Annotated in this window: 5 protein-coding genes; all 5 read right to left on the bottom strand. The window is 52.8% G+C overall.

Annotation, left to right across the window (positions count from 1 at the left end; translation table 11 throughout):
• Positions 1-115: 115 nt before the first annotated feature.
• The 5 genes from ACRBCU_RS11385 to ACRBCU_RS11365 all read right to left on the bottom strand — a co-directional run bounded on the left by ACRBCU_RS11385 (position 116) and on the right by ACRBCU_RS11365 (position 6,341).
• Positions 116-1,612 (bottom strand): phosphomannomutase/phosphoglucomutase, encoded by a 1,497-nt coding sequence (locus tag ACRBCU_RS11385; protein ID WP_431365504.1) that lies wholly within the window; start codon positions 1,610-1,612, stop codon positions 116-118.
• Between the two features lie 10 nt (positions 1,613-1,622).
• Entirely contained in the window at positions 1,623-2,456 is an 834-nt protein-coding gene (gene kdsA, locus ACRBCU_RS11380; protein ID WP_431365503.1) for a 3-deoxy-8-phosphooctulonate synthase, read from the bottom strand.
• 1 nt (position 2,457) lies between these two features.
• Positions 2,458-4,257 (bottom strand): capsule biosynthesis protein, encoded by a 1,800-nt coding sequence (locus ACRBCU_RS11375; protein WP_431365502.1) that lies wholly within the window; start codon positions 4,255-4,257, stop codon positions 2,458-2,460.
• Positions 4,235-4,894, bottom strand: a complete 660-nt coding sequence (locus ACRBCU_RS11370) for an ABC transporter ATP-binding protein (RefSeq protein WP_431365501.1) — start codon at positions 4,892-4,894, stop codon at positions 4,235-4,237. Before ACRBCU_RS11370 ends, ACRBCU_RS11375 begins: the two co-directional genes overlap by 23 nt.
• A gap of 199 nt (positions 4,895-5,093) precedes the next feature.
• On the bottom strand, positions 5,094-6,341 hold the full coding sequence (locus ACRBCU_RS11365; protein WP_431365500.1) for a Na+/H+ antiporter NhaA: 1,248 nt from the start codon (positions 6,339-6,341) through the stop codon (positions 5,094-5,096).
• Positions 6,342-6,415 lie beyond the last annotated feature (74 nt).

Genomic DNA, 6,415 nt, shown 5'->3' with positions numbered 1-6,415 from the left:
TGTCGGGGGATTTGTGGCCAAAAACCTGAGTTGTCATCGCATTATTCCTGCATCAAATGTGTGTTCGCGCGCCTTATAGCAGGCGCTCGTTCTTTGTCACCCGTGCCAAATTGGCTCAGACTGTTTGGTCGTATTCTCCGACCAATGGCTCCGTTTGAATGACAGCGTCTAAATCGCTAAATATGGCGCGCATTTCGGCATCACTTTCCGAACTTTCGCAGACAACGACCAAGTTTGGTGTGTTCGAACTCGCGCGCACCAAACCCCACGATCCGTTGTCCAAAATAATGCGTGCGCCATTTACTGTTACGATCCGATCAATTTTTCGCCCCGCCAGCGTTTCACCTGCTCTGTGTTTTGCCACAAGCTTCTCGACGATCCGCTCAAGCACATCGTATTTCTCTTCGTCTGCGCAATAGGGCGACATCGTCGGGGTCGCATAGGTCACAGGCAGCGCTTTGCGCAGATCAGACATCGACATGTCAGGGTTTCGATCCATCAGCTTGCAGATCTCGACCGCCACACGCATGCCGCAGTCATATCCACGACCAATCGGTTGCGCCAAAAAGTAATGCCCGGATTTTTCAAAGCCTGCCAATGCCCCAAGCTCTTTCACGCGCCGTTTCATGTGGCTGTGGCCAGTTTTCCAATAGTCCGCAGTGACGCCGTTCTTGATCAGCTCGGGATCAGAGGCGAACAGTCCGGTGGACTTCACATCAGCTACAAAAGTGGCGTTCGGGTGAATTTTGCTCAGATCACGCGCCATGATGACGCCGACCTTATCCGCGAAAATTTCTTCACCCTCATCGTCCACAACGCCGCAACGATCGCCATCGCCGTCAAACCCAAGAGCGAAGTCTGCACCTGATGTTTTCACAGAGGCTGACATATCGTGCAGCATCTCCATTGCTTCTGGGTTCGGGTTGTAATTGGGGAAATTGTAATCAAGCTCGTTATGGCTTGGCACGATCTCGACGCCTAGCCGCTTGAATAGTTCAGGTCCAAAAGCAGACGCCGTTCCATTGCCTGTTGCGCAAACGACTTTCAGCTTTCGCGTCATTTTGAAGTCGCCAACAAGGTCATCAAGATAAGCGTCGCGAACGCCATGTACGAATTCATAGCCGCCACCCGCGGCTGGCTTGCCCTCGCCGTTCAGAACGATGTCACGCAATTCCGCCATCTCGTCGGGGCCATGGGTGAGCGGGCGTTCAAAGCCCATTTTAACACCAGTCCAACCATTGGGGTTATGGCTTGCGGTTATCATCGCAACCGCAGGGGCGTTCAGATGAAATTGAGCGAAATACGCCATCGGAGACAGGGCAGGACCAATGTCTTTGACGTGAATCCCAGCTTGCATCAAACCCAACATCAACGCGTTTTTGACCGAAAGAGAGTATTCGCGATAGTCGTTACCAACTGCGATCACAGGCTCTATCCCGCGCCGCTGCATTTGCGTGCCAAGGCCGAGGCCAAGTGCCGTAATGCCGGGAAGATTGATGTCATCTGGATATTTCCAACGGGCATCATATTCGCGAAAACCAGTCGGTGTGATCATAGCATCACGCAAAAACTCCCAAGTATTTTGGGAAACGGTTGGGGCAGGTTTTGTCATGTCGATCAGCTCAAAGTTCTAGCGGATGGGATTTGGCGACTTCATCGAGCTGCATCAAAATGCGCAAAAGCTCTGGCATTTTGTCCAAATAGATCATGTTCGGTCCATCGCTTGGAGATTTGTCAGGGTCTTCGTGCGTTTCAATAAAGATCGCGGCAACCCCGATTGCCGCTGCGGCGCGTGCCATAAGCGGGGCAAACTCTCGCTGACCGCCTGTTGAACCACCAAGCCCTGCAGGTTGTTGCACCGAATGCGTCGCGTCCATGACAACGGGATATCCTGTCTGCCCCATTTGAGGCAGCGCGCGCATATCTGTTACGAGCGTATTGTAGCCAAACGACGTGCCGCGCTCTGTCAGCAAAATATTGGTGTTGCCCGTCGATTCAATTTTGGCGGTAATATTCGCCATGTCCCAAGGAGCAAGGAATTGCCCCTTTTTGACATTGATCGCAGCACCCGTTTCAGCCGCAGCCAGAATGAGGTCGGTCTGACGACACAGAAGGGCTGGAATTTGCAATAGATCCACGACATCGGCGACCGCTTGGCATTGTTCAGGCCAATGAATGTCCGTTAATACAGGCACGCCAATCTTTGACTTGACGCTTTCCAGCATTTTTAGGCCCTCGTCCATTCCAGGGCCACGTACACCCTTGATCGACGTGCGGTTTGCTTTGTCAAAAGACGCCTTGAAAATATACTGGGCACCAACCGCGTCGCAGGCCTCTTTCATTTTTCCAGCGATCATTTGCGCATGCTCTGCGCTTTCCAACTGGCAAGGCCCCGCGATGATCGTCAAAGGGGACGCATTGCCGACGGACAAACCGCCGATGTTCAGAGTTTTCATATTAGGAAGAGACCTGTTCACGAAGGATCGACGCGGTAAGCGAGATCATGAGATAAATGCCAGCAAAAACGAGGAACGCTAAAATCGTGTTCTCGAACTTGCGCGGATAGGTGGGGTCTTGGCTTGGTACGGGCTCAACACTTGTTGTGAGATAGCGCGCTTGCGCGGCAGCCTCGCGACGGGTCGAGTTGAGCTGCTCAAGCGATGACTGGAGCGCCATATCACGACCTGCGATATCGAGCTGTGCGCTTTGGATATTTGCGGACAGGGTCGCCAACGAATCCTCGCCTGTTGAGGCTTCGGTCATTTGTTGGTTGAGATCGACCAATAGGTCTTCGAGGCGTCGCACATCACCCTGCGCGCCTTCTACCTTTGCTCGGTTTGGACGTGGATTGTCCAAAAGCGCCTGCAACTGCAGGGTTTTTTCTTGCAGCTGTAGCTCATAAGTATTGATCTGGCTGCGCAAGCTGGCAATCTTGCCTTCTGGGTCAAGAATGTTGCCTTCCTGTTGAAGTCTCACCAGAGCATCCTGTGCATCGCGGCGATCTTGATAGGCTTCTTCATAGGCGCGTTTTGCGTCTGACACCTGGTTTTCACGTTTACGCAGCGATAGGTTGTCAACGCGCTCTTCTGCATAGCTGATCAAAGCTTCGGAAAACTCTGCACTGACGATCGGGTCTGCGGCGATGACTTCCATTTTGATCACGCCTTCCGTCGGATCGTATCCGATCTCGATCATCTTTTTATAGATTTTGTAGGCGTCTTCGTTGGAAGGGTTTTCTTCCAAGCGCTGAATTGCGTCGATCTCTGGGTTGGTAAAGTGGGCGTTAAAGCCTACATCCGCATCCAATCGCAGCATCGCGTCTTTCGAGGTAAGGTAGGACTGAACCGCAATCGCGTCCTGGTTGGTCGCAAATTGTGTCCCTGACAAAAGGCCACCCATCGCACCGCCTGTGGATTCTGCCTTCAAGATCAGAAATTCCGATTTGGTTGCGTACATCGGGGTTGCGATCGCGTAGTAATAATACCCGACGAGGATCGTGGGCAGAAATACGAAGAATGCAAGCCGTGTAAACAGAAGCGCCAGTTTGCGGCGACGACGTTTGGCGATGTCGCGCTGAATTTGCGTGATCTCTTGAGCGCGGCGCTCTGCTGGACTGATTTCCGGTGGGTGAGCAGGCATATTGCCGCCAGCGGGCATGGTTTGCGGCAGGTTGATCGGCTCAAGCGTTGGATCCTGAGGCATCAATGGTTGAGTTGCAGAACTACCACCTTTGCCGCTCGTGCCTTCGCCGGGAACAACCAATTCCAACATATTGGTGCGTTGAAACGGATCAATTCCACGTGTTCGCAATTGGCGCACAGCATCGTAATCAGACGTCGGCGCAAGCCCGTATTTCTGGGCTGCGCGTCGCGCCATGCGAAGCTGTCGACCCGTTAGACCTTCACGCTTGATGGCATCAATATCTTGATCGGCCGCGGCCTCTGCTGCTGACGAAACCAATCCAGCGCGCGCCTGTGCGCCTTGCTGAACTTGCGCCGCTGCTTGCGCTTGCGTTGCGCCTTTTGGCGCAGCTTTCTTAACCGGATTAATCCGACCCATAGCTTGGCCCTGCGGCTGGGGTGCAGGTTGCCTTGGCTGTTGCGCGTTCGGGTTTTGCGCCTGTTGTTGTGCAGCAGGGCGCGTTGGGCGCGCGGGTTCAGCCGTTCCCGCTGGATTTGCGGGAGGCGCAGAATTTCCATCCGCGAGAGAGCCAGTTCGCTTTATGCGGAACTTCTTAGCCTTGGGTTTCGTAGTCATAGAGCTGTTTCGCTTCTTCCAAGGTGTCAAACATTTCAAGCTTGCCGTTCACAAGAACAGCAGCCGATGCTGCAAATTTTTCAAGTGTCTCTGCTTGGTGAGAGACGATGATAATCGTTGTCGTGCGCAGACGCTCGCGCAATATTTCGCCCGCCTTACGGTTGAATTCAACGTCCGTACTGTTCGGCATGCCTTCATCAATCAGGTACATGTCAAAATCCAGCGCCAAAAGTAGCGCAAAGGTAAATCGCGCCCGCATGCCCGAACTATATGTGCCAAGCGGTTGGTCAAAATATTCACCGAGCCCACAAAGCCAACGGCAAAATGCTTCGACGTAGTCGGGATCAAGCCCATATAGCCGCGCGATATAGCGAGAATTTTCCATCGCCGTGTGCTTGGTTATCACGCCGCCCATAAAGCCAAGAGGAAAGGAAATTTTACATGACTTGCGAATTTCGCCTTCATCGGGTTTTTCAAGACCCGCCATCATGTTTACGAGAGTCGTCTTGCCCGTGCCGTTTGGCGCAAGAATGCCGATAGAGCGCCCTAGCTCGACGCGAAACGACACGCGATCAAGAATAACCTTGCGCTGTGTTCCGGTCCAAAAGGACTTGCTGACATTCTCAAACTCTAACATTTACCTACCCGGCCTGCTCTGCCGCCCTCATACGCGAGGTTTCTTAAGCATTCTTTATGTGCCAATTTTGTCTACAGTATGTCACATCTCAGGTGATTGTTTCAATGCTTGGGCGCAGTCAGATGCGAATAGACTTGAGTTAAGCATGAAAAAGGCCCCTTCCAAGTCGGAAGAGGCCAGTTTTTAGCGAGAACCTGCTTCAGAGTTCTTGTTTTTGAACCCGTGTCAATTTGCCTGCAATGATCGAAACTATCGCTGCGGCAAAGCTAAGGAGCGCACCCATCTTTGCGGCGTCTTGCACAGGGCCAGCTTCAAATGCGACCGAAGCAACAAAAAGCGAAACGGTAAATCCAATCGCGGCGACAAAGCCAATAACGACCAAATCGATGATCCGCATGCCTTGCGGCAAGCCCAAACCCAGAGGGCGCGCCGCGAGCCAACCAAAGAGCAAGATACCAATTGGCTTACCGATCAACAAGCCAGCAAGAACCAGCCATGTCGCATCACCAATCGCTGAGAATTCGACGCCTGCGTTCATCAAGCCAAACAGAAACAATACGATTTCGACAGGGTGCTTGAGCCAGTGTTCAATCGTGTTGAGCAAATCGGTTAGATATTGCTCCGCTTCGCTAAAGATACCAAATGCACGATCAGCATGCGGGATCGTCGGAACGATGAAAAGCAGTCCAAGCGCGGGGTGAATGCCCGAGCGCATAAAGCCATACCAGCTCACACAGCCTGCCAAAAGGTAAGGGACAAAGCTCAGCTTGTTGCGCACCCAGGTTGAATTCGGACGCGCTTCTTTCCCTCGATCCAAATGGCGTGGGAGCCAATTGAACAAAACATAGACAGCGATAGCCGCGCCGAGAGAGACAAGCAGCCATTCGGGGGCCAGTTCGCCAGAGGGGTAGAAGATCGCCAAAATGATCAAACCTGCGGCGTCATCCGCGATCGCGAGTAGCAGCAAGAAACGCACCGCTGGGTGGCCTGCGCCAAACACAAGGCGACCAACAAGATAAGAAAACGCAATATCCGTCGCGGTCGGGATGGCCCATCCGTTAGCAACTGCGCTGTAGGTATCGCTGCCAAGCAAGGCGGCAAGGCCAAGATATACGGCGATTGGGCCAAACATACCGCCTGCCGTCGCGAACAAAGGCGTCGCCGCCTTTTTCCCGCGCAGAGACCCGTTTTTAAGGATGATCGCTTCCCACACCTCTTTCGCCGCAATTGCAAAGAACAACGCCATGAGAAGATCGTTGACTAAATAATGGAGCGTCAGCGTGCGATGCCCATCGTGCAAATGCCCAATCGGCGCGTGATCCCAGATCACAAACTCTACAAAATGGTGGTAACTTTCAGGATTGGTATTGGCCCAAACAAGCGCGATGAGCGCGCCAAAAATGAGTAAAAGCGAGTAGTTGGTTAGGAAATTCCAAACGCGATACATAGTGCCCTCAATGTGTTTTAGGTCGGCTTCGGTCAAACTACGTTGAGATTCGCACAAGAGCAACAAGGGCTTGT

It is taken from the genome of Planktotalea sp. (assembly GCF_050633725.1).
In the GTDB taxonomy this organism is placed as follows: Bacteria; Pseudomonadota; Alphaproteobacteria; order Rhodobacterales; family Rhodobacteraceae; genus Planktotalea.
The sequence above is the reverse complement of the archived record's forward strand: the minus strand, read 5'-3'. Positions and strand labels throughout refer to the sequence as shown.

Bases quoted from the DNA above. Each gene is read 5' to 3' on its own strand.
- kdsA (WP_431365503.1), bottom strand. From the start codon at position 2,456: ATGAAAACTCTGAACATCGGCGGTTTGTCCGTCGGCAATGCGTCCCCT.
- ACRBCU_RS11375 (WP_431365502.1), bottom strand. From the start codon at position 4,257: ATGACTACGAAACCCAAGGCTAAGAAGTTCCGCATAAAGCGAACTGGC.
- ACRBCU_RS11385 (WP_431365504.1), bottom strand. From the start codon at position 1,612: ATGACAAAACCTGCCCCAACCGTTTCCCAAAATACTTGGGAGTTTTTG.
- ACRBCU_RS11365 (WP_431365500.1), bottom strand. From the start codon at position 6,341: ATGTATCGCGTTTGGAATTTCCTAACCAACTACTCGCTTTTACTCATT.
- ACRBCU_RS11370 (WP_431365501.1), bottom strand. From the start codon at position 4,894: ATGTTAGAGTTTGAGAATGTCAGCAAGTCCTTTTGGACCGGAACACAG.